Source organism: Nonomuraea sp. NPDC049141 (assembly GCF_040648415.1).
In the GTDB taxonomy this organism is placed as follows: domain Bacteria; phylum Actinomycetota; class Actinomycetes; order Streptosporangiales; family Streptosporangiaceae; genus Nonomuraea.
This window is the reverse complement of sequence record NZ_JBEZDR010000020.1, coordinates 20,634-44,478: the sequence shown is the minus strand read 5'-3', so window position 1 is coordinate 44,478 and position 23,845 is coordinate 20,634. Positions and strand designations below refer to the sequence as shown.

The 23,845-nt window shown below is 71.1% G+C and carries 9 protein-coding genes; 8 read left to right on the top strand and 1 reads right to left on the bottom strand.

Annotated elements, in window-relative coordinates; translation table 11 throughout:
- Positions 1-168: 168 nt before the first annotated feature.
- The 5 genes from AB0B91_RS45105 to AB0B91_RS45085 all read left to right on the top strand — a co-directional run bounded on the left by AB0B91_RS45105 (position 169) and on the right by AB0B91_RS45085 (position 19,722).
- Positions 169-879, top strand: a complete 711-nt coding sequence (locus AB0B91_RS45105) for an ABC transporter ATP-binding protein (RefSeq protein WP_358334372.1) — start codon at positions 169-171, stop codon at positions 877-879.
- 1 nt (position 880) lies between these two features.
- Positions 881-3,442, top strand: a complete 2,562-nt coding sequence (locus tag AB0B91_RS45100) for an ABC transporter permease (RefSeq protein ID WP_358334369.1) — start codon at positions 881-883, stop codon at positions 3,440-3,442.
- Positions 3,443-3,608: 166 nt separating this feature from the next.
- Positions 3,609-9,203 carry an amino acid adenylation domain-containing protein gene (locus AB0B91_RS45095; RefSeq protein WP_358334366.1) on the top strand — a complete coding sequence of 1,865 codons (5,595 nt, stop codon included), beginning with the start codon at positions 3,609-3,611 and terminating at the stop codon, positions 9,201-9,203.
- Between the two features lie 14 nt (positions 9,204-9,217).
- On the top strand, positions 9,218-18,394 hold the full coding sequence (locus AB0B91_RS45090) for an amino acid adenylation domain-containing protein (RefSeq protein ID WP_358334363.1): 9,177 nt from the start codon (positions 9,218-9,220) through the stop codon (positions 18,392-18,394).
- A gap of 8 nt (positions 18,395-18,402) precedes the next feature.
- Positions 18,403-19,722: a serine hydrolase domain-containing protein gene (locus tag AB0B91_RS45085; protein ID WP_358334360.1), complete on the top strand. Its 1,320-nt coding sequence runs from the start codon at positions 18,403-18,405 to the stop codon at positions 19,720-19,722.
- On the opposite strand, the gene AB0B91_RS45080 is transcribed toward AB0B91_RS45085, so the two are convergent.
- Positions 19,691-20,491, bottom strand: a complete 801-nt coding sequence (locus tag AB0B91_RS45080; RefSeq protein WP_358334358.1) for an alpha/beta fold hydrolase — start codon at positions 20,489-20,491, stop codon at positions 19,691-19,693. The two genes, AB0B91_RS45085 and AB0B91_RS45080, sit on opposite strands and share 32 nt — an antisense overlap.
- Before the next feature lie 169 nt (positions 20,492-20,660).
- On the opposite strand from AB0B91_RS45080, the gene mppP reads away from it, so the two are divergent.
- From mppP to mppR, 3 genes are read left to right on the top strand one after another with little or no spacing between them, the layout of a single operon-like run.
- A complete protein-coding gene (mppP, locus tag AB0B91_RS45075) occupies positions 20,661-21,803 on the top strand; it encodes an enduracididine biosynthesis enzyme MppP (RefSeq protein WP_358334355.1) in 1,143 nt (380 codons plus the stop codon).
- Positions 21,803-22,999: an aminotransferase class I/II-fold pyridoxal phosphate-dependent enzyme gene (locus tag AB0B91_RS45070; RefSeq protein WP_358334352.1), complete on the top strand. Its 1,197-nt coding sequence runs from the start codon at positions 21,803-21,805 to the stop codon at positions 22,997-22,999. Before mppP ends, AB0B91_RS45070 begins: the two co-directional genes overlap by 1 nt.
- Positions 22,990-23,802: an enduracididine biosynthesis enzyme MppR gene (mppR, locus tag AB0B91_RS45065; protein ID WP_358334348.1), complete on the top strand. Its 813-nt coding sequence runs from the start codon at positions 22,990-22,992 to the stop codon at positions 23,800-23,802. The genes AB0B91_RS45070 and mppR overlap by 10 nt, the downstream gene beginning before the upstream one ends.
- Positions 23,803-23,845 lie beyond the last annotated feature (43 nt).

Genomic DNA, 23,845 nt, shown 5'->3' with positions numbered 1-23,845 from the left:
CCCAGTATTCGCATCGGCCCGGCCGGCGACTACCTGTTTGACTCGTCAGAGAAAAACCCAGTTCACGGGCATGTTCAGCGAACGGCGAAAATGAACTAGTCTTAATGCAATACTCGGCGCGACATTCGATACTTGCGAGGGTGCGGGGTGGCGACGTACGCGGTCCGAATGGATTCGGTAGGCAAGGTGTACGGATCAGGACGCAATGCCGTACACGCGCTCAACGACGTGACGATGGCCTTGCCGAGAGGCACGTTCACCGCGGTCATGGGCCCGTCCGGCTCGGGCAAGAGCACGTTCCTGCACTGTGCGGCCGGCCTCGACCGGGCCACGTCGGGAAAGGTCTGGCTGGGTGACACGGAGTTATCCGGCTTGAAAGAGGACGCGCTCACCGAGCTCCGGCGCGAGCGCGTCGGGTTCGTCTTCCAGGCGTACAACCTGCTCGATTCGTTGACCGTCGAACAGAACATCACGCTGCCGTTCCGCCTGGCGGAGAAACCCATCCAGCACGATCGTCTGCGGACCGCGCTGGCGGCGGTCGGCCTCAGCGAGCAGCACGACCGCTATCCGAGCCAGCTCTCCGGCGGCCAGCGGCAGCGGGTCGCGATCGCCCGGGCGTTGATCAATCAGCCGGACGCGGTGTTCGCCGACGAGCCGACCGGGGCGCTCGACACCCGCACCGGCCGGCAGATCCTGGAGCTGCTGCGGCAGGTGGTCAAGGAGATGGGGCAGACGGTGCTGATGGTGACCCACGATCCGGTCGCCGCCTCCCACGCCGACTCGGTGGTGTTCCTGGCCGACGGCCGGTTGGCCGGTGAGCTGCGCGGGGCCTCGCCGGAGAAGGTCGCCGACCGGATGACTCGTTTGGGCGACTGGTGACATGGCGCCGCGCGTGATGTCGAAGCGGGCACTGTCCCTGGCCTGGAGCACGATCAAGGGGCGTAAGGGGGGTTTCGTCGCCGCGTTCCTGGCGGTGATGTTCGGGTCGGCGGTCATCACCGCCAGCGGGATCCTGCTGGAGACCGGCCTCAGCTCCGGCGTTCCGACCGAGCGGTACCGGGCGGCCGCGGTGGTCGTCGGCGCCTACCAGTCCCTGCCGATCGCCGATGACATCGACCCCCGGTTCAGCGAGCGGGTCCGATTGCCGGCCGCCCGCGTCGGTGAGGTCGCGCGAGTACGCGGCGTGCGCGCCGCGGTCGGTGACGTCAGCGTGCCGATGAGCGTGGTGACCCGGGACGGCCGGGTGCTCGACGGGCCGGACGGCTTTCCCCTGCTCGGACACGGCTGGCCGGCCGCCGTGCTCGGGCCGTTCACTCTGAGCGCCGGGCGGCAGCCCCAGGCGCCGGACGAGGTCGTGCTGGAATCGGGGCTGGCCGGGCGGGCAGGGGTCTCCGTCGGCGGCTCGGTGACGTTGACCGTCGGCTCGACCTCGTCGAGCTATCGGGTGAGCGGCCTGGTGACCCCGCCGGGCGGGCGGCTGATCCGGCAGTCCGCGCTGTTCCTCACCGACGAGCGGGCCCGGCAGCTGTCCGGGCGGCCGGATCAGGTGGACGCGATCGGCGTCCTGGCCGCCCCGCACGCCGAGCCCGCCGATCTCGCCACCGACGTCGAGAAGGCCGTCCCCAAGGTCGTGACCTACACCGGCGACGACCGCAGCGACGCCGAGATCCTGGACATCGGGGCGACGCGCTCGTTCGTGATCGAGCTGGCCCTGTCGTTCGGCGCCACCATGGTCATGGTGGTCGTGATCGTCGTGGCCAGTACGCTCGCGCTGTCCGTACAGCAGCGGAGAAGGGAACTGGCGCTGCTCCGGGCGATCGGCGCGACCCCGAAGCAGGTCCTCGGCATGATCGGGGCCGAGGCGACCCTGGTCAGCGTGGCCGGAGCGGTGCTCGGCGCGGTTCCGGGCATCGGCCTGGGCCTGGTGTTCCACGAGGTCTTCGCCGCGGTCGGCGTGTTACCCGAGGACTTCGAGCTGGTGATCGGCCCGGTCCCCGTGCTGGCCTCCATGGTGCTGTGCGTGATCGGCGCCCGGATGGGCGGCTGGATCGCCGCACGGCGCGCGGCCAAGGTCAGCCCGGTCGAGGCGCTCGGCGACGCGGCGGTGGATCCACGCAAGCTTGGCTGGATCCGCATGACGATCGGCGTGCTACTCATCCCGGCCGCCCTGGCGGCCGCGATCGTCCTGCCGATCGTGCTGCCCGGCGAGGCGGCCGTGGACGGCGCGAGCAGCTCCGCCCTGATGCTGGTCATCGCCGTCGCCCTGCTCGGCCCCCGCCTGCTCGGGGGCGCCGTCTCCGTGCTCGGGCCGCGGCTGAACCGGTCCGGGGAGGTCAGCGGCTTCCTGGCGATCGCGAACGCCCACGCCAGATCGCGGCGGCTCAGCTCGGCCACCACGCCGCTGATCATGGGCGTGACGATGGCCGCCGCGCAGATCTTCAGCGCCACCACCCTGGCGTCCGCCGCGCAGAGCCAGGCCGTCGAGGGCATCCGCGCCGATTACGTGGTGACCCCGAGGTCCGCGGGGCTGTCTCCGGAGCTCGCCGGCGTGCTCGGCAGGACGGCCGGTGTGGCGGCGGTGACGCCGGTGGTCCGGACCCAGACGATCGCCACCTACACCTCCGACGACAGTCAGCAGTACAAGATCTTCGCGACGCAGGGCGTCGACCCCGGCGGCCTCAAGGCGACCATGGATCTCGGCGTCCTCTCCGGCGACCTCGCCGGCCTGCGCGGCGAGACGGTGGCGCTGAGCCGGATCGCCGCGGGCACCATCGGCGCGGGCCTCGGCGACACCGTCACCCTGCGGCTCGGCGACGGCGCCGCCGTCCGGGCGCGGGTGGTGGCGCTCTATGAGAAGGGCTTCGGCTTCGCCGACGTCACTCTCCCCCACGACCTGGTCATCCGGCACACCACCGACCATCTCGACTCCTGGCTGCTGGTCAAGGCGGCGAAGGGCACCGACCTGCGCTCGGCCCTGGCGCGTTACCCGACGGCCGCGGTCGCCGACAGCGGGTCCTTCACGGCCGCGCAGAGCGGCGACGGGGCGGGCGACTCCGCGGTCAGCCTCCTCCTCAACGCGATCCTGCTCGGCTACATCGCCATCGCTGTGGTGAACACCCTGGTCATGGCCACCGTCGCGCGGGTACGCGAATTCGCCATGCTGCGGCTCATCGGCGCCAAGCGCGCCCAGGTCCTGTCGATGATGCGCCGCGAGACGCGGATCATCGTGGTCGCCGCCGTGCTCATCGGCACGCTGGCCGCGATCCCGGCGTTGGTCGGCGTCAGCGTGGCCGTGAGCCGCTGGCCGGTGCCGTCGATTCCGCCGCTCGCGTACGCGGGCATCGTGCTCGCCGCCGTGCTCGTCGCCTGGCCGGCGATCATGATTTCCGCGCGGGTCGCCATGCGGCAGAGGCCGGTGGAGGCCATCGGCGCCCGCGAGTGAGGCCCGACCACTCTGTTTAGCTGCCGAGTCAATGACGTGGATCTCCCGGCATATTCCGCGGGAAGCTGGCACCCCCAGGTGAAATAAATTCGGAATTCCGCGTGGGGTTGATATCCGTTCCAGCGGCGCGGAATTCTATCGGAGGTCGAACATGTCCGATGATAGGTTGACGTCCACACGGGAATCCGCGGAATTGCCGGCGACCCCGCTCCGGCTACCGGCCGATCGCCGCCGGTCCGGGGCGCGGAAATTCTCCCCCGCGTCCCATCCATTCGCGCTTTCCGCGGAACTCACCGAAGGACTGCTCAAACTCGGCGCCCGTCACGACGCCTCCCTATTCGTCATCCTGACCGCCGCCTGCCAGGTGCTCTTCGCCCGTTATTCCGGGCAGGAGGACATAGCGGTGGGCACCGAATATCCACCTCATACGCTCCTGCTGCGGTCACGGGTGGTGGGCACACAGCCGTTCGACGCCTTCCTGGCCACGGTCCGGGAAACGGTACGCACCGCGTTCGCCGAGCCCGACGTACGGCACCAGCCCCTGATACGCGCGATGGTGGTACAGGGCGGCCCACCGGCCAATCCCGTCGACATCGCGGTGACCTTCGCCGAACAGACCGGCCCCCTCGCGTTGTCGGTCGAATACAACGCCGAGCTGTTCCACCCGGAGACCATCGAGCGGCTGGCCGGCAATCTCGAGGTCCTGCTGGCGGGAGTGCTCGCCGACCCTGGCCGGCCGGTGTCCGAGCTGCCGCTGCTGACCGAGCCCGAGCGGCGGCGGCTGCTCGTGGAGTGGAACGACACCGCCTACGACTATCCGGCGGACCAGTGCGTACCCGAGCTGATCGCCGAGCAGGCCCGTGCGAACCCAGACGGACCGGCCGTGGTGGCGGGCAACGTGATCCTCACCTACGCCGAGCTGGACGGCCTGTCGAACCGGCTGGCGCACCGCCTCCTGGCCGAGGGCGTGACCACCGAGTCCCGGGTCGGCCTCCTGCTGGACCGTTCGCCCTGCGCGGTCGTGTCGATGCTCGCGGTGCTCAAGGCCGGCGCGGTCTACGTACCCCTGCACGACAGCTATCCGGCGGAACGGATCCGCTGGGTGCTCCGCGACACCGGCGCGGCGGTCCTGCTCACCGACCGGACCATGGGCGCGAAGGCGCGGGCGGCCGGCATCCCGGTGATCGTGGTGGACGAGCCGGACCTCGCCGAGCCGCGCGCGGACGCCCCCGCGGTGACCGTACGTCCGGAGCAGTTGGCGTACGTGATGTACACCTCGGGCTCCACCGGCACCCCGAAGGGTGTGGCGGTGACCCACCGGGACATCGTGAGCCTGGCCTGGGACCGTCACGCGCGCTCCGAGACGCACCGGCGATTCCTGTTCTTCTCCCCGCACGCCTTCGATGCCGCGACCTACGAGGTGTGGGTCCCGCTGCTGATGGGCGGCAGGGTGGTGGTCGCGCCGGCGGAGCTGACCCCACAGGTGCTGCGCGGGCTGGTCGCCGACCACGGCGTGACCGCCGTGATGCTCACCGCCGCCCTGTTCCGCCTCTTCGCCGAGGAGGCGCCGGACTGCTTCGCGGGCCTGCGGGAGGCGTGGACGGTGGGCGAGGCCCCATCGCTGGCCGCGGTGGAACGGGTCCTTCAGGCCTGTCCCGGCACGGTCGTCCTCAACGGGTACGGCCCTACAGAGACCACGACCTTCGCGACCACCCAGGTGCTGACGTTGGAGCAGGTACGGGCCGGTGTCGCGCCGATCGGCGGGCCCACGGACAACACGCGGACGTACGTGCTGGACGAGTGCCTGCGGCCCGTCCCCATCGGCGCCCCGGGTGAGCTGTATCTGGCCGGCGAGGGTCTGGCCAGGGGATACTTCGGCCGCCCCGAGCTCACGGCCGGGCGCTTCGTCGCGGACCCCTTCGGCGCGGGCAGCCGGATGTACCGGACCGGCGACCTGGTGCGGTGGAGCGCGGACGGGGACATCGAGTTCGTCGGCCGGGTCGACGACCAGGTGAAGATCCGCGGCTTCCGCATCGAGCTGGGCGAGGTCGAGACGGCGCTGCGCCGCTACCCCGGGGTCGCCGAAGCCGTGGTGACGGTCCACGACTCCCACGGGACGCGCAACCTGATCGCCTACGTGGTGGCCGGCGAGGCCGAGGAGATGGAGCTGCGGCGCTTCGCGGCCGAGCGGCTGCCGAGCTATATGGTCCCGTCCCGCTTCATCGTGCTGGACAGCCTGCCGATCTCCAGCAACGGGAAGATCGACAAGCGGGCGCTCCCCGCGCCCGACGCCGCGCCACGGCCCGCTGCCGAAGCCGTGCTTCCGCGTACGGACGTCGAGCGGATCCTCGCCGACGTCTGGTCCGAGGTGCTGGGGATCGAGCACGTCGGCGTGACCGACGACTTCTTCACCCTCGGCGGCGACTCCATCCTGAACATGAAGGTGGTGTCCAGAGCCCGTTCCCGCGGCGTACGCCTGACCGCCAAGGACGTCTTCGTCAAGCAGACCATCGCCGAGCTGGCGGCGGCCGCCGAGCCGCTGCCCGCTCCGGTGGACGAGCACCGCCGCGCCACCGACCGGCCGGCCGCCGAGCTGCCGCCGGCGACAGGCGGCGTCGACGTGGCCGATGTCTACCCGTTGACACCGATGCAGAGCGGCATGCTGTTCGACGCGCTGATGGTGCGCGACTCCGGCCTCCACCTCATCCAGTTCGAGGTGGTGCTGGACGGCGTGGACGACCCGGAGGCGCTGGGCCGGGCATGGCAGCATGCCGCGGATCTCCATCCGATCCTGCGCACCGCCGTGGTCTGGGAGGATGTCGACACCCCGCTCCAGGTCGTGTACGAGCGGGCCACGCTGCCCATCACCCACGCCGACTGGCGATCGTTGCCCGAGCACGACAGGCGACGCGAGCTGCGCCGGCTGATCGCCGCGGACCGGGCCGCCGGCGTCGAGTTCACCCAGGCTCCGCTCAGCAGGCTGTCCATCATCCGGCTGACCGACACCAGGGTCGAGGTCATCTGGTCGGTCCATCACATCCTGGTGGACGGGTGGAGCGCCGCCGAGCTGCTCGGGGAGGTCCTGTCCCACTACGGCGGCACCGCGGCGCCCGCCCCCCGGAGGGCGTTCCGCGATTACGTGGAATGGCTGGATCGGCACGACGAACCGGCCGCGGAGACGTACTGGCGGGACAAGCTCGCCGGTTTCGACACGCCCACGAAGCTCTCCTTCGACCGGCAGCCCGGGGAGGGCTACCGGCCCCGGGCGACGGAATCGGTCGAGGTGGAGGTGCCGGAGGCGCTGGCCTCGAAGATCGTCTCCTGCGCGCAGCGCACCAAGCTGACGATGAACACCCTGGTCCAGGGCGCCTGGGCGATCCTGCTGGCACGGCACTGCGGCGAGCGGGACGTATGCTTCGGCACCACGGTGTCCGTACGGCCCGCCGACCTGGACGGAGCGGACTCGATCCTCGGGATGCTCATCAACACGCTGCCCATCCGGATCGACGTCGACGACCGCCGGCAGCTGCTGCCCTGGCTGCGCGAAGCGCAGCGCGAACAGGCGAGTGCCAGGGAGTTCGGCTCGGTGTCGCTTCCCCGGGTGCAGTCGTGGAGCGACGTGCCGGCCGGGGTCAACCTGTTCGACAGCGTCCTGGTCTTCCAGAACTACCCGTTCGATCGCCGGACGACAGCGGACGGCCTCGAACTCGTCTCCTTCAACCCCGAATTCAGTACGAACTACCCCGTTGGTCTCAGCGTCTTCCCCGACGAGACGCTGTCTATGCGGCTGCTCTACGACCCGGAGCTCTTCGACGCCACCACCATCGACCGGATCTCCCAGCACCTCCTGGCCCTGCTCGCGTCCTTCGTGGCAGACACCGGCCAGGTGATCGGCGAGATCCCCATGCTCACCGGCGCGGAGTTCCGGATGATCGTGGACGAGTGGAGCGGCACGACGGCCGACTACTCGATCGAGCGCCGCGTCCACGAGGTGATCGCCGAAGGCGCGCGCCGATGGCCGGAGGCGATCGCGGTGGAGTGCGGTGAGCAGCGGCTGTCCTACGCGGAGCTGGAGACGCGGGCGAACCGGCTCGCCCAGTACCTGACCGGCCTGGGCGTCACCGGCAACGTGCTGGTCGGAGTGGCCGTCGAACGCAGCCTGGACCTCGTCGTCGCGATCCTCGGCGTGCTCAAGTCCGGCTGCGCCTACGTGCCGCTGGACCCGGACTATCCGGCGCAACGGCTGCGCGTGATGCTGGCCGAGTCCCAGCCGGCGGTGGTGCTGACCCATGAACGTCTCGTCGCCGACCTGTCCGCGGCCGGCGCCCGTACGGTGTGCCTGGACCGGGACTGGCCGGCCATCGCCCAGTGCCCGGACGCTCCGCCGCCGAACACCGGCGGGCCGCGCGACCTCGCCTACGTCGTGTACACCTCGGGCTCGACCGGGCAGCCCAAGGGGGTCATGGTCGAGCATCGCTCGCTGTACAACACGGTCGTGGCGGTGTGCGACCTGTGGCTGACCCGAGAGAGCAGGGTCTTCCAGCTCTGCCCGATGAGCTTCGACGCCGCTTCGCTGGATCTGTTCACCACGCTGGTGAGCGGGGCCACGCTGGTGGCTCCGGTGACGGCTCCGGGGTACGGCGGCGCGCAGCTGATCGAGCAGCTGCGTACGAAGATCGTGACGGCCGTGACCATGCCGCCCACCGTCCTGCCGGCCCTCGACGCCGAGGCACTGTCCGGTCTGGAGTTCATCCGGGTCGGTGGCGAGGTGCTCACCTCCGAGCTGGCCAGAATCTGGTCACGGGGCCGCAGGCTGGTCAACAACTACGGGCCGAGCGAGGGCAGCATCGCCGTCACCCTGTTCCCGGTGGAGCCGGGGACGGAGTACGGCAACGTACCGATCGGGCTGCCCATCCCGAACGACCGCGTCTACGTGCTGGACGCGCGGCTCTCCCCCGTTCCGGTCGGCGTCACCGGAGAGCTGTACATCGGCGGCGACGGCGTGGCCCGCGGCTACGTCGGCCGCCCCGGACTGACCGCCGAGCGCTTCGTCGCCGACCCGTTCGGTCCGCCGGGCGCCCGGCTGTACCGCTCCGGGGACCTCGTCCGCTGGAACCCGGACGGCACGCTGGAGTTCGCCGGCCGGGCCGACGACCAGGCGAAGATCCGCGGTTTCCGGGTGGAGCCGAGAGAGGTGGAGAACGTCCTGTCCCGGCACAAGGGCGTGGCCGAGACGGCCGTGACCATCCACGAGGACGAGGCCGGGAACAAACGCCTGATCGCCTACGTGGTGTCGCCGCCCGGCGCCCCCACGCCTTCCGGCGGCGAGCTCGGCGGGCATCTCGCGGAGTTCCTGCCGGACTACATGATCCCGTCCGCCTTCGTACCGCTGGCGAAGCTGCCGCTCAACCGCAACGGGAAGCTCGACCGCGAGGCGCTGCCCGCGCCGGGCTACCAGGACGACGCCGAGAAGGAGTATCTGCCTCCGCGCAACCCGACGGAAGAGGCGCTGTGCCGGATCTGGTCGGAGGTGCTGGCGATCGACCACATCGGGATCGAGGACAACTTCTTCGACCTGGGCGGCGACTCCATCAGCAGCGTTCGGCTGGTGTCGAGGATCCGCGGCGCCTTCGACGTCGACGTCTCACCGCATGACCTCTTCGATCGACCGCGGATCGCGGCGCTGGCCGAGCGGATCCAGAGCAAGATCCTGGAGAGCCTGCCGACAGCATCCGGACTCGACGCCTCAGGCAGGATCTGAAGGGACCACGATCTATGTCCACGTCCTTCGAAGACAAGCTGGCCGCCGTTCCCGCCCATCTCAGAGAGCTCGTCCGGCGCCGGCTCGCCGGCGAGCAGCCGCACCCCGAAGACCGGGAGATCGCCCAGGTGCCGCGAGACGGCGTCCTGCCCATGTCGTTCGCCCAGCAACGCCTGTGGTTCCATGCCGAGCTGGAGCCGGGCAGCGCCGAATACAACGCGCTGCGGGCGCTGCGGCTCCGCGGTGACCTGGACATCCGGGCGCTGACCGCCGCCCTGAACCACGTGGTGCGGCGGCACGAGTCGCTGCGCTCCACGTTCGACGCGGTGGACGGCCGTGGTTTTCAGGTGGTGCACGACCACGTCGACCTGCCCCTCCCGCTGGTCGACCTGTCCGGGCGGGCGTCCGACGGCGCGGTGGAGCAGTGCCTGCTCGACGAGATGAACACGCCGTACGACCTGCGGCGCGGCCCGTTGTTCCGGCCGTCCCTGCTGCGGATGGGCGCGCGGGACCACGTCCTGGTGCTGAGCATGCACCACATCGTCAGCGACGGCTGGTCGATGGGCCGGCTGGCCGGCGAGCTGTCCACGGCGTACACGGCCGAGCTGAGCGGGACCGAGGCCGTACTGCCCCCGCTGCCCGTCCAGTACGCCGACTATGCGGCATGGCAGCGGAACCGGGCGGCCGGCCCCGCGCTCGATGACCAGCTCGCCTACTGGCGGGGGCGGCTGGACCGGATGACCGCCCTCGAACTGCCCACGGACCGGCCACGGCCTCCGGTACGTACCTCGGCCGGCGCGGTGCACGTGTTCGAGGTGCCGGAGCCGCTGGTGTCGCGCCTGCGGGGGCTGAGCCGCGACAACGGCGCGACGCTGTTCATGCCGCTGGCGGCGGCGACGAAGCTCCTGCTCAGCCGCTACTCGGGCGAGCAGGACATCGCTCTGGGCACCGTGACCTCCGGCCGCGGCCGGCCGGACCTGGAGAACCTGATCGGCTTCTTCATCAACACGGTGGTGCTGCGTTCCCAGGTGGACGGGTCGCTGCCGTTCACGGCCTTCCTGTCGCAGGTCCGCTCGACCTTGCTGGACGCGTTCGCCAACGAGGAGGTGCCCTTCCAGCGGCTGGTCGAGATCCTCCGGCCGGAGCGGGACCCGAGCCGCCCGCCGCTGGTCCAGGTCATGGTCAACCTGCAGAACACGGCGGACGGCGCGCCCGCCTTCCACGGGCTGGAGGTGTCGGAGATCCAGCCGCCGATGAACGTGGCCAAGCTGGATCTCACCTTCGACTTCTACGAGGACGCCCGGTCTCTGACCTGCTATCTCGAATACAGCACCGACCTGTACGACCGGGCCACGATCGAGCGCATGAGCCGGCATCTGCTCATGCTGCTGACCAGCATCACCGAGGCTCCCGACAGCCCTCTGCACGCGCTGGCCATGCTCACCGAAGCCGAGCTCCACGAGCTGACCACCGCCTGGCAGGGCCCCACGGTCCGACGCGGTCCGGCCCGCTGCGTGCACGAGCTGTTCGACGAGCAGGCCCGGCGCAGCCCGGACGCGATCGCGGTGAGCTGCGGCGACGAGCGGCTGACGTTCGCCGGCCTGGCCGCCCGCGCCGACCAGCTGGCCCAGCACCTGACCGGCCTGGGAGTGGGCCCCGGAGTGCTGGTGGGCGTCTGCCTCGAACGCGGTGTGGACGCGGTCGTCGCGTTGCTGGGCGTCCTGAAGGCCGGCGGCGCCTTCCTGCCGCTGGATCCGGACCACCCGGCCCAGCGGTTGACCACGATGCTGGACGACGGCGCCGCCTCCGTCGTGATCACCGAAGCCCGGCTGCGCGACCGCGTCGCCGCGCACCAGGCGACCATCGTGGACATGGACCGGGACCGGCCGGCGCTGGACCGGCTGCCGGCGGTGCCGCCCGCCACCACGGTGACCCCCGACGACCTGGCCTATGTCGTCTACACCTCGGGATCGACCGGAACGCCGAAGGGTGTGATGGTCAACCACCACAACGTGCGGCACATCATGCGCGCCTGGGACGCCCGCTACGGCCTGACCCGGCTGCGCGGGCGTTGCCTTTCGGTCTCCAGCCTCGGGGTCGACGTGTTCTTCGGCGACTTCCTGCTGTCCACGCTGTTCGGCGGCGAACTGGTGGTGTGCCCCGCGGACGTGGTGGCCGACCCGCCGGCACTGGCCGCGATGCTGGGACAGGAGGCCCCGGAGATCCTGGTCACCACGCCGTCGCTGGCGAAGGCGGTGTCGCAGGAGCTCACCTGGGTCGGCGGCAGCCTGGACTCGCTGCGGGTGCTCGCCGTGGGCTCCGAGCCGTGGCTGGCCGACGACTGCGCGAAGCTGCTGGAGCAGGTCGGCCCGGACACCGTCGTCACCAACGCCTACGGCGCGACGGAGACCACCGTGGACTCCACGGTGTTCGAGCTGCGCGCCGACCCGATCGGGCCGGCGGCGATGGTCCCCGTCGGCCGGCCGCTGATCAACACGCGGGTGTACGTACTGGACGCGCGCATGAGCCCGGTCCCGGTCGGCGTCTTCGGCGAGCTCTACATCGGCGGCGACGGCGTGGCACAGGGCTACTGGAACCGTCCCGACCTCACCGAGCGGCGATTCCTGCGCGACCCGTTCACCACCGATCCCGAAGCCAGGCTGTACCGGACGGGGGACCTCGGCCGCTGGCGCGCCGACGGCAACCTGGAGCTCGTCGGCCGGGCCGACGACCAGGTCAAGGTCCGCGGATTCCGGGTGGAGCTCGGCGAGGTGGAGACCGCGATCATGCGGCACACCGGGATCGCCGCCGCGGCGGCCGCCGTCCGGCGGGACGAGACGGGCCGCGACCGCCTGGTCGGCTATGTGGTCCCGGCCGGGGACCGGGCGCCGGATCTGGGTGAGCTGCGGGCCTTCCTGGCCGACATCGTGCCGGACCCGGCGGTGCCGTCCGCCCTGGTGATACTGGACGCGCTGCCGTTGACCTCCAGTGGAACGCTGGACCGGCGCGCCCTGCCCGCCCCGGACCGCGTGGAGCGGGCGGCGGATCGGTACGTGCCTCCCCGGACCCACGTCGAGACCGTGCTGACGGCCGTCTGGGCCGAGGTGCTCGGCGTCGATCAGGGCGGCGTCGGCATCGAGGACAACTTCTTCGGCCTCGGCGGGGACTCGATCCTCGGCCTGCAGGTGGTGTCCCGGGCGCGGCGGGCGGGCCTGCGACTGACCGCGAAACAGATCTTCCTCCACCAGACCGTCGCCGACCTGGCCACGGTGGTGACCGTCGAGGACGTACCGAGGGCGGCTGCGGGCCCGGCCGTCGGGGACGTGCGACTGACGCCGGTGCAGCACTGGTTCTTCGAGGAGTACCCGGACGGAGCCGAGCACTTCAACCAGTCGATGTTCCTGGAACTGTCCGACGACCCCGACGTCGCGGCGTTGCGCACGGCGTTCGCCGGCTCGCTCGCCCACCACGACGCGCTCCGGCTGCGGGCCGAGCGCACGGCGGACGGATGGCGGCAGCACTACGCGAGCATCGAGAACGGCGAGGTCTTCCGGACGGCCGACCTGTCGGAACTCGACGAGCCCGGCCAGGACCGCGCGATGCGCGACGCCGTCATGGAGGCGCAGCGCGGGTTGCGGCTGGACACCGGGCCGCTGGTCAGAGCCGTGTTCTTCACCCTCGGCCGGGGCCGGAGTCCCCGGCTGTTCGTCACCGCGCATCACCTCGTGGTCGACGGCGTGTCCTGGCGGGTGCTGCTGTCCGATCTGGACACCGTCTACCAGCAGGCCGCCCGTGGCGAGGACGTGCGGCTGGAGCCGAAGACGAGCTCGTACCGGGACTGGTCCGGCCGCCTGGGCGAGGCGGTGGCCGCAGGCAGGTTCGAGCGGGAGCTCGCGTACTGGTCGGAGGTCGAGCGGGCGGTCGAGAACGCGGCGGTCCTGCCGGTGGACGGCTCCGGGGAGAACACCGTCGGCTCCGCGCGCACCGTATCGGTGCGGCTGAGCGCCGAAACGACCCGGGCCCTGCTGCGGGACGTGCCCGGCGTCTACCGGACCCAGGTCAACGACGTGCTGCTCGGCGCGCTCGCCACGGTGCTGTCCGCGTGGACCGGTGGCGACACGATTCCGGTGGAGATGGAGGGTCACGGCCGGGAGGACCTGTTCGACGACGTCGACCTCTCGCGCACGGTCGGCTGGTTCACCACCCTGTTCCCGGTCGCGCTGACCGTACCGTCGGCGCCGGACTGGGGAGCGGTCATCAAAGCGGTGAAGGAGCAGTTACGCGAGATACCGACGGCCGGGCTCGGCTACGGCGCGCTGCGCTACCTGGGCAATGGCGGCGCGCTCGGGCGGGGCCGCCCCTGCCAGGTCGGGTTCAACTACCACGGCCGCTTCGACGTGGACACCGACGACGGCGGCCTGGTCCGCGGCTGGCTGCCCAGCCCGGTCGCGGACCGGAGCCCGGACCTGGCCCGGCAGAACCTCATCGAGGTCACCGGCATGGTGCGGCAGGGCGAGCTCGAGTTCGGCTGGGAGTACGCGGTCGGCATCCACCACGAGGCGACCATCGCCCGGCTGGCCGCGGAGTTCGTGGCCGCTCTGGAGCAGATCGTCGAGCACTGCGCGCGGCCGGGCGCGGGGGGCTGCACGCCGTCGGACTTCCCGCTGGCGGGGCTGGACCAGGACGGTGTGGACCGGATCGCCGGTGACGGGCGGTCGGTGGAGGACGTCTACCCGTTGACGCCGATGCAGAGCGGGCTGCTGTTCCACTCGCTCGGCGCGCACGACACCGACATCTATTTCACGCACTTCGGTCTGGTGCTGGACGGGGTCACCGATCCGGAGATCCTCGCCGAAGCCTTCCAGCGGGTGGTCGACCGGACGCCGATCCTGCGTACCGCCGTGGCCGGGGAGGAGGCCGGCGAGCCGTTGCAGGTGGTCTACCGCGATGTCCGGTTGCCGGTGACCCAGCACGACTGGCGCGGACTGTCCGCAGCCGCGCAGGAAGAGCGGAAGAAGCGGCTGTGGGAGGAGGCCACGCGACAGGAGCTCGACCTGACCAGGCCGCCGCTGATGCGACTGCACATGGCCCGGCTGTCGGAGACCGGCGTCCAGATCCTCTGGTCGTCGCACCACATCCTGCTGGACGGCTGGAGCTTCGCCGACGTGCTGTCGGAGGTGTTCGAAGAGCACGCCGCGCTCACCGGCGAACAGGTGAGCGCGCCGAAGGTCCGCCGCCCCTATCGGGAGTACGTGCGGTGGCTGGCCGACCAGGACAAGACCGCCGCGGCCGACCACTGGCGGCGGACGATGGCCGGCTTCACCGCGCCCACCCCGCTCCCGTTCGACCGTGCTCCGGTGCGGGCCCACCAGTCCCGCGACTCGGCCTGGCTGGATCTGGCACTGTCGCAGGAGCACACCCGGCGGCTGGAGCGGTTCGCCAGGAACGCCCGTCTGACGGTGAACACCGTGATCCAGGGGGCCTGGGCGATGTCGCTGTCCCGCTACAGCGGCGAGCGGGACGTGTCCTTCGGGACCACCGTGTCCGGCCGGCCGGCGGAGCTCCCCGGCGCGGACGAGATGATCGGCTTGTTCATCAACACGCTGCCGGCCCGGGTACGTGTGGACCGCGATCTCGACACGCTGTCGTGGCTGCGGCGGATCCAGGAACAGCAGGTGGACGCCCGGCAGTACGAGTACGTCTCGCTGGCCCAGGTACGCCAGTGGAGCGAGATACCGCACGGCAGCAACCTGTTCGACAGCGTCGTCGTGTTCGAGAACTTCCCCTACGACGACGAGGCGGCGGCCAGGAACGGCCTCCAGGTCCGCGAGATGACCAGCGTGGAGACCTCGAACTACCCCCTCACCTGTGTCGCCTTCATCACCGACACGCTGCGCATGCGCCTCGGCTACGACCCCCGGCTGTTCGACGAGGACACGGCCCGGCGGTTCTCGGATCACCTGCTCGGGCTGCTGGACGCCATGGTCACCGCGCCGGACCGTCCCCTGCGGGCGCTGCCGGTCGCCGGCGACGCGGAGCTGCGCGGACTCGTCGTGGAGCGCAACGACACCGCCACCGGCTATCCCGCCCGCTGCCTGCCCGAGATCTTCGCCGAACAGGCCCGGCGGGTACCGGACGCGCCGGCCGTCGTGTGCGGGGAGGCCCGGCTGACCTACGCGGAGCTGGACGCCCGCGCCAACCAGCTCGCCCGCGAACTGGCCGAGTGCGGGGTCGGGCCGGAGGTCCCGGTCGGGATCTGCCTCGAAGGCGGCCTGGACATGGTGACGGCGGTGCTGGGCGTGTTGAAGGCGGGCGGCGCCTACGTGCCGCTCGACCCGGGCTACCCGCCGGAGCGGCTGGCGTACATGCTCGACGACACGGCGGTCCCGGTCCTGCTCACCGCGACCCGGCTGGCCGACCGGCTGCCGGCCACCCGGGCGAACGTGATCTACCTGGACGAACGGCTGGCCGCCATCGCCCGGCATCCCCGTACGGCACCGGCGGTCCGCCTGGAGCCGGACAACCTCGCGGTGCTCGTCTACACCTCCGGCTCCACCGGCGTGCCCAAGGGCGCCATGCTCACCCACCGGGGCCTGGTACGGCTGGTGCTCGCCGCCGGCCCGCACACCTTCGGCGGCGCCGAGATCATCGCCCAGCACCATTCGATCTCCTTCGACGCCTCGCAGAACGAGCTCTGGAACGCGCTGCTCACCGGAGCCTGCCTGGCGGTGCGGCCCGGCGGCTTCCACGCCGTCGACGAGCTGGACGAGTTCCTGAAGGCCAACCAGGTCGCCGCGATGTCGTTCTCGGCCGGGTTCTTCCATGCCATCGCGGACACCGATCCCGGGATCCTGTCCGGGCTGCGGAAGGTCGTCATCGGCGGGGAGGCGCTCTCGCCGGCGCACTGCGCGCGGGTGCTGGACCGGCTGCCCGACCTGGAGATCGTCAACGCGTACGGTCCCACCGAGTGCTCGGTGACCGCCGGCTGCTTCCCGGTCCGTTCGATCGGGCCGGGGGACACCGTGGTGCCCATCGGCAGGCCGGTCGCCCACGCCACGATCTACCTGCTGGACGACGACCTGAACGTGGTGCCGACGGGAGTGGCGGGCGAGGCGTACATCGGCGGTGACGGCGTCACCCGCGGGTTCTGGGCCCGGCCGGCAATGACCGTGGAGCGGTTCGTGGCCGATCCGTTCGGGCCGCCGGGCTCCCGGATGTACCGCACCGGCGACCTGATGCGGTGGCGGGCGGACGGGAATCTCGAGTTCGTCGGCCGGACCGACGACCAGGTGAAGGTCCGGGGCTTCCGGATCGAGCTCGGCGAGATCGAGAAGGTCATCGCCCGGCACGCCGGGGTCGCCCAGATCGCCGTCATCGTGCGGGAGGACCAGCCGGGGCACAGACGCCTGGTCGCCTACGTCGTGGCGAAGGCGGGCGCCACCGTCGAGCCGAAGGAGCTCGGCAGGTTCGTGGCGGGCAAGATCCCGGAGTACATGGTGCCGGCCGCGTTCGTCGTGCTGGAGCAGCTCCCGCTGACCCCGCACGGCAAGGTCGACCGCCGGGCGCTGCCCGCCCCCGAGCAGGGACTGGCCGACCGCCCGTACGTCGCCCCGCGCACGCCGGTCGAGGAGGCCATGGCCGGTATCTGGTCCGAGATACTCGGTGTCCCGCGGGTCGGCGTGGAGGATAACTTCTTCGAGCTGGGCGGGGACTCGATCCTGAGCATCCAGGTGGTCTTCAGGAGCAGGCGAGCGGGTCTGCCCGTCTCCTCCAGCGACCTGTTCCGGCACCAGACCATCGCGGAGCTCGCCACGGTGGCCGGTCAGGCGGAGCAGATCGCGGCGACGCAGACGGCGGTGGTGGGCGCGGTCCCGCTGACACCGATCCAGCGGGAGTTCTTCGACACGCACACGGTGGCCCCGCACCACCTCACCCAGTCCATGCTCGTCGAGCTGGCCGCGGACGTCGACGAGGACGCGCTGCGCACCGCCTTGTCGGCCGTGCTGGCGCACCACGACGCGCTGCGGCTGCGCTACGTACGCGATGGGGACCGGTGGTCGCAGTACAACGCCCCGGCGGAACAGGCCGAGCTGCTGCACCGGCATGACCTGTCGGCCGTGGCCGAGTCGAGGCGCGCGCGGGCCATGGACGAGCTGGCGGTCGAAGCCGACTCGACGCTCGATCTGGCCGAGGGTCCGCTGCTGCGCGCGCTGCTGTTCGACCTCGGCGCGGGCCGACGGGCGTGGATGTACCTCACCGTGCATCATCTGGTGATCGACGCGGTGTCCTGGCGGATACTCAACGACGACCTGGACACCGCCTACCGGCAGGCGGCGAGCGGCGAACCGGTGGACCTGGGGCCCAAGACGTCCTCGTTCCAGCAGTGGGCCGACCGGCTCGCCGGGCACGTCAAGGACGGCGGCTTCGACGAGCAGCTCGGCTACTGGGCCGCGCTGCCGGAGAGCACCCCGCTGCCCGCGGACGGACCCGGCCCGAACACCGTGTCCTCCAGGAGGATCCTGCCGATCACCTTGACCGAGCGGGAGAGCGAGGCGTTGCTGCACGTGGCTCCCGGGGTGTTCCGCGCCCGGGTCAACGACGTGCTGCTCAGCGCCCTGGCCTGGACGCTGTGCCGGTGGTCGGGCGAGAGGCGGCTGGTGATCGAGCTGGAGGGCCACGGGCGGGAGGAGATCTTCGACGACATCGACCTGTCCCGCACGGTCGGCTGGTTCACCAGCTCCTACCCCGTCGTGCTCGACGTGCCGAGCCTGACGGACCAGGACTGGCCGGCGGTGGTCAGGTCCGTCCGCCGGTGCCTGCGTTCCGTTCCCGGCAACGGCCTGGGGTACGGCGCGCTGCGCCACCTCGGCCCGGCCGACTCCGCGCTGGCCGGCCGGGGCTCGCCCCAGGCGCTGTTCAACTACCACAGCCAGATCGACGAGATCACCAGAACGGACGGCCGGTCCCTGTACCACGCCTTCCACGACACCATCGGGCAGGAACAGCACCCCGACGAACAGGTGGTCCACCCGCTGGAGATCGTCGGCGCGGCGGAGGAGGGCCGGCTCATGTTCAACTGGCACTACTCGACCGGCCTGCATGACCGGGCCACCGTCGAACGGGTGGCCGAGGACTTCCGGACGGCTCTGCGGTCACTCGCTCGGTTCAGCGACCCGGGCATCGAACGGTGAGGCCACAGGTGGATTCCGAGACCTTGTCCGTCCTGCTGGCGCGACTGGTGCGGCGGCATCGCATTCCGGGGGCGCAGCTGGCCGTACGGTGGCGGGGCCAGACGATCACCGCCGAAGCGGGCGAGGAGTCCGTCGGCACGGGCCGTCCCGTCACCAGCCGGTCCGCGTTCCCGATGGGATCTCTTACCAAGCCGTTCACGGCCACCCTGGCGATGATGCTGGTCGCCGACGGCGACGTCGAGCTCGACGTGCCGCTCGCCACATACCTGCCCGAGCTCGGCTTCGGGCCCGGGCAGGTGACCCTGCGGCAGTTGCTCAGCCACACCGGCGGGCTGGTGGCCACCGTCGACGAGACGGCCTCGGGCATGACCCGGCGTCGGTGGGTGGACTCCCGCGCCGCGATGGCGCACCCGCCGGGCTTCGCGTTCTCGTACTCCAACGCGGGCTATCTCCTGGCGGCGCACCTCGTCGAGGTGATCACCGGGATGAGCTGGCGGCAGGCCGTGGAGTCGTTCCTGCTGCGCCCGCTGGGCATCGCGCCGCTGTTCGTCGTGGACCCTCCGCCGCGCTCAGGGACGCCGCCCGTCGCCGACGGGCACGCGGTCCGGCCGCATGCCCCGGCGCTGCCGATCAGGGAGCAGTCCGTGTCCCCGCTGGAGGAACCGGTCGCCGGGCTGGCCGCCAGTGCGGCGGATCTGGTCGCCTTCGCCGGGCTGCACCTGCCCGCGTGCCCCGAGCCGGCGCTGCTGGACGACGCGACCACCGAGGAGATGCGGCGCGACCGGCTCGACGACGTGGCCGTCGGCTCGTTCGGACTGGCGGACGGCTGGGGTCCCGGCTGGTCGCTGTACCGCCGTGCCGGGCGGGAGTGGTTCGGGCACGACGGGACCGGCGACGGAGCGTGGTGCCACCTGCGTGCCGAGCCGGTCAGCGGGACCGTGGTCGCGCTGATGACCAACGGGAGTACCGGCGTCAGTCTGTGGGAGGCGCTGGTCGGGGAGCTCCGGTCGATGGGGCTGGACGTGGGCGACTACCGCCTGTCGGCACTGCTCGACCCCGGGCCGCCGGCGCCCGGCCCCGCCGAGTGCGCCGGTCACTACGCCAACGGTTCCTGGACGTGCGTCGTGGAGGCGTCCGGCGGGGAGCTGTACCTCTCCGTCGGGTCGGAACCAGGGTGGAAGCTGAGCTGCTTCCAGGACCTGCGCTTCACCACCGCCGGAGCGGACCGGGGCGCGATGCCTTATATCGGCAGATTCCTTCGCGACCCGGCGACCGGGCGGGTCGATCTGCTGCAGATCACCGGGAGGCTGGTCCGGCGCCGGGAATAGCGCGACAGGGCAGCAGGTCCGCGCTTATCACCGGGAGGATCTGTTCCTGCGAATCGTGGATGAAGAAATGTCCGCCGCGGTAAATCCGTACCCGGCATTCGGCGGTGGTGTGCCGGCCCCACCGCCGGAGTTCGTCCTCGTCGGCATAGTGGTCGTCGCTGCCGCCGAAGACCGAGAGCGGGCAGGAGAGCGGCGGCTCGGGACGGTAGCGGTAGGTCTCGGCGACGGCCAGGTCGGCGCGCAACATGGGCAGCAGGGCCGCGAACAGGTCCGGATCGTCCAGCAGTTCCTGCGGCGTGCCGCCGGTCTCGCGCAGCCATTTCGCCAGCTCGGGAGTGGGCACGCCGTGCACCGGACGCTCCCGCATGGGGAGGTCGGGCGCCGATCGGCCGGACACCACGAGCCCGCTGGGCTCGCTGAGCCCCAGGTGCCGGATCCACCGGCAGGCCTCGAACGCGATGAGCGCCCCCATGCTGTGGCCGAACCAGGCGTACGGCCGGTCCAGCAGCGGCGCGATGCCCCGGACGAGCTCGGGCACCAGCTGGTCCACGCGGGTGTACGGGGTCTCCTGGAAGCGGATCTCCCGGCCCGGCAGCCGGATGGCGACCACCTCGATCTCCGGGGCGAGCAGCCGGGCCCACGTCCTGTAGACGGCGGCTCCGCCGCCCGCGTGCGGGGCGCAGAACAGGCGCAGGCGCGGCTCGTCCACGGGCGCCCACCGCACGTCCCAGCCGCTGATCGACACGATGTTGATTGCCCGGTTTCTCACGGCGCCATCCCTAATAGTAGCCACCATGGGCGCATCATCCCGCCGGCCCGCACCGGTGTCGACATTTTTGAATTATATGTTAAGTACGCAGGTCGGCTATTTTTTAGCCCTTGCTGCTTTTGGTGGATTTATTATGATCGCTTAAGTCCCCCGGCTGAGCGAGGTGCTTGTGAACGCAATACGGAATCCACTCGCCATCGAGCTAGGAAATCTCACCCAATTTGAATACCTGGCGCTGAACAGTCCACTCAACCTTTCTGACGGCCATGCCCGGCAGGAACTCACCCCCAACCAGGCCAGAATCATCGAAGAACTGCCGAGCCTCTGGACCGACGCCGTCAAGCGGCCGGTGAGCGAGGTCGAGGCGGACACGCAGAGCGCCTTCTTCGGGCTGCTCGGTCAGCACCACTACCCGATCGCCGAAGGCCGCGTACTGAGCTGCTACTCCTCGTCGGTGGCCATGGAGATCTTCGCCAGGTCGCTCGCCGGAGTGAGCGGCTCGATCGGGCTCGTCCACCCCACCTTCGACAACATCCCCGACATCCTGCGCGGGGTGGGGCTCAAGCTCGTACCCATCGAGGAGGACGCCCTGCACGGCGGCGACCTCGACCCGGAGCTGCTGCGCGGCGTCGGGGCCATCTTCATCACGACCCCCAACAACCCGACCGGCCGGGTGGTCTCCCGGGAGCGGCTGCGCCGCCTGGCCGACGAGTGCGCGGAGCACGACGTGGTGCTGGCCCTGGACACGTGCTTCCGCGGGTTCGACACCGACGCCCACTACGACCACTACGCCGTGCTCGAAGCCAGCGGATGCCGGTGGGTGGTCATCGAGGACACCGGCAAGCTGTGGCCCACGCTGGAGCTCAAGATCGGCTGGCTGGTGTCGGCGGCCCATGTCGGGCTGCCGCTGGCCAAGGTGTACTCGGACATCCTGCTCGGCGTCTCCCCGCTGATCATGTCCATGGTGCGGCGATTCTGCGAGGACGCCGCCGAGGGCGGGCTGGCCGAGCTGCACGAGTTCATCGCCGGCAACCGGGCGATGCTGCGTACCACGCTGGCGAACGTGCCCGGCGTCGAGTTCCTCGACCCGTTCTCGCGCACCAGCGTGGAGCGGATCGGCATCGGGTCGCGGTCCAACCTGGCCGTGTGGTCGGCGTTGCGTGAGCACAACGTGTTCGCGCTGCCGTGCCAGAAGTTCTACTGGAACAATCCCGACGAGGGCGAGGGCATCCTGCGCATCGCGCTGGCCAGGCCGCCGTCCTCGCTCGCGGCGGGAGCGGCGGCGCTACGGGCCGTGCTCTCGGAAGCCTGATGGCCGAGCCCGAGGAGCTCGCCGGTCCGCTGTCGCACCGGAGGCGGTGGTATCCGGACGTCGTGCAGGACGTGGCCCCGCCGCGGACGTTCGACCTCGGGCCCGGTTATCTGGATCCCGCCCTGCTACCGGTCGATCTCCTTCGCGCGGCCTACGCGGACGCGCTGGCCGAATTCGGGTCGGCCGCGCTCAGCTACGGCCACAACGCCGGGGCGCTCCCGCTGCGTACGATCCTCGCCGAGCGGGCCGACCACCTCTGCACCCCCGACCACATCGTGGTGACGGCCGGCACGTCGCACGCGCTCTACCTGATCGCCACCATCCTGGGCGGGCCGGGCGACGTCGCGCTCGTCGAGGAGGTCGGGTACGACCTCGGCCGCGCCATCCTGGCCGACTGCGGTCTGCGCCTGCGCGCCGTCGAGATGGACGCCTCGGGCATGGTCCCGGAGGCGCTGGACCGCGCGCTGGCCGACCGTGACGCGCGTCCCGCGTTCGTCTACCTCAGTCCCACCTTCCACAATCCCACCGGACTGCTGGTGCCGGGAGAGCGGCGGCGCGAGCTCATCAGGGTCGCCGCCGAGCACGGGGTGCCGCTCGTCGAGGACGACGCGTACGCCGAGCTGGCCCTGGACCGCGCCGCGACGCGCGACTCACTGGGCGCGCTGTCCGGGTATCGCGGAGTGATCCGGCTCTGCTCCTTCTCCAAGTCGGTGGCTCCCGGCCTGCGCCTCGGCTGGCTGGCCACCGACCCCGAGACGGCCGCCAGGATCCAGGGGCACGCCGTGTTCGACAGCGGTGGCTCGCCGAACCACCTGGCCTCGCTCGCGGTGACCCACCTGCTGTCGAGCGGCGCCTACGACCGGCAGCTGAGCTGGCTCAGGGCCCGCCTGCGGGCCCGTCGCGACGCCCTCGCCGACACGCTCCGCGCCCACCTGCCCGAGGAGATCAGGTTCGACCGCCCGGCGGGCGGCTTCTTCCTCTGGCTCCGCTCGTACGGTCAGCAGGACGAACCGGCGCTGCTGGCCGCGGCGCAGGAAGCGGGGGTCAGAGTCCTGGCCGGCTCCCGGTTCGGCCGATCGGCGCAGCCGAGCATCCGGCTCGCCTACAGCTTCAACTCACCGGCCAGGCTGGCCGCCGCCGCGCTCAGGCTGGCCGCGGCCTGGAACCCGACGGATCGGACCCGCTCATGCACGTAGCCACTGGACCCCATGGGTACAGCCTCCCCTTGTCCCCCTCCGGACTCTCGGCCATGGTCACCCCGCCCCCGTGGCACTTCTCCGGTGACGTGATCATGGTCGAGTACCGGGTCGACCCCGCTGTCGCCGCCGCCTTCCTCCCGCCGGGGGTGGACCCCGGCGCCGATCCCGGTGCGGCCGCCGCCGTCTTCGCGCACTGGCACTGGTGTTCGGAGCCGGACCGGGAGTCGGCCGACCCCGCGCGCAACCAGTTCAACGAGTTCCTGATCCTGCTCGGCTGCACCGCGGAGGGGCGGCCGATGGCACGCTGCCCGTACGCCTGGGTGGACGGCGCCGTCCCGATGGCCCGCGGCTGGATCCAGGGCATGCCGAAGCAGTTCGGCACCGTCCACCAGACCCATCCCAAGGCCGTGGGCCACGCCGGTCCGCGGCTGGCCGGGGGCGGGCGCTTCCACGGCATCGCCTCCCAGTACGGCCGCCGCATCGCCGAGGCGAGCGTCACCCTGGACGGGCCGGTCGGCGACCCGCCCGAGTTGCACACCGTTCCGCTCGTGCACACCCGGCATTTCCCCGCCTGGGTCCCCCCGGAGCAACCGCTCTCGCAACTGGTGGTCTCCGTGGTCGCCGGCGTCGAGTTCGGCGAGATCTGGGCGGGCGCGGCGAGCCTGCGCTTCGCCGACGACCTGGAGGACGACCTGGCCGCCCTCGCGCCGGCCGAGGTCGGCCGCGGCTTCGTCTTCTCCTACGCGGAGACGCTATGCCATGGCCGGGAACTCGGGTCAGCGGACGTAGGGCAGGGATAGAGCGCAGGTAGTGGGGTGCTGAATGATTCGGTTCATGAGATGG

Bases quoted from the DNA above. Each gene is read 5' to 3' on its own strand.
- AB0B91_RS45090 (WP_358334363.1), top strand. From the start codon at position 9,218: ATGTCCACGTCCTTCGAAGACAAGCTGGCCGCCGTTCCCGCCCATCTC.
- AB0B91_RS45105 (WP_358334372.1), top strand. From the start codon at position 169: ATGGATTCGGTAGGCAAGGTGTACGGATCAGGACGCAATGCCGTACAC.
- AB0B91_RS45070 (WP_358334352.1), top strand. From the start codon at position 21,803: ATGGCCGAGCCCGAGGAGCTCGCCGGTCCGCTGTCGCACCGGAGGCGG.
- AB0B91_RS45100 (WP_358334369.1), top strand. From the start codon at position 881: ATGGCGCCGCGCGTGATGTCGAAGCGGGCACTGTCCCTGGCCTGGAGC.
- mppR (WP_358334348.1), top strand. From the start codon at position 22,990: ATGCACGTAGCCACTGGACCCCATGGGTACAGCCTCCCCTTGTCCCCC.